At 41.2% G+C, this 726-nt stretch carries 1 protein-coding gene; it reads left to right on the plus strand.

Annotated features, from left to right (window positions below; translation table 11 throughout):
• Positions 1-726: AAA family ATPase (locus tag D0T85_RS21950; RefSeq protein ID WP_239060795.1), on the plus strand; the 726-nt coding region annotated here is incomplete at both ends.

The raw sequence follows: 726 nt of genomic DNA on the forward strand, positions 1-726 counted from the left end.
AGTAACATGAAAATAATTCCATACGGTATCAGCGATTACGAAAGAATCAGCCTGCAAGATTATTATTATGTGGATAAGACCCGTTTTATCCCTTTGGTAGAGCAATCTGTATCTTATTTCTTTTTGATCCGGCCTCGCCGTTTCGGGAAAAGCTTGTGGCTCAATGTACTTGATGCTTATTACGACATCAATAACGAAGACCGGTTCGAAGAACTTTTTGGCGAACGGTGGATATACAATCATCCAACAAAACTAAGGGCCAAGTTTTTGATATTGCGCTTCAACTTCTCGGGAGTAGATTCGCAGCCCGAGAATATGCTGCGAACATTTGAAAGCCATTGTCACGAACAGTTTGTAGAATTCGTAGGACGTTACAGGCGTTTCTTCCATTCCGATTTTGAGGAAGAATTAATGAAGCGCCAAACGGCTGCCGATCGCTTACAATACCTTAATATGCAAGCCTCCCAACTAAGTTTGCGCATCTACTTGATTATTGATGAGTACGATAACTTCACCAACTCCATTCTGGCTAACATAGGTAAAAAAGCCTATAAGGATGCCACACATGGCGAAGGATTTTATCGTTATTTCTTTAATATACTCAAACTGGTTACTACTGGCAACGGTATGGCGTTGGAGCGTATGTTTATTACTGGTGTAAGTCCTGTTACGCTCGATGATGTAACATCGGGCTTTAATATTGGTACCAACTATACCACTGCACCA

This window comes from Bacteroides sp. 519, from assembly GCF_010500955.1.
Taxonomy (GTDB): Bacteria; Bacteroidota; Bacteroidia; order Bacteroidales; family Bacteroidaceae; genus Bacteroides.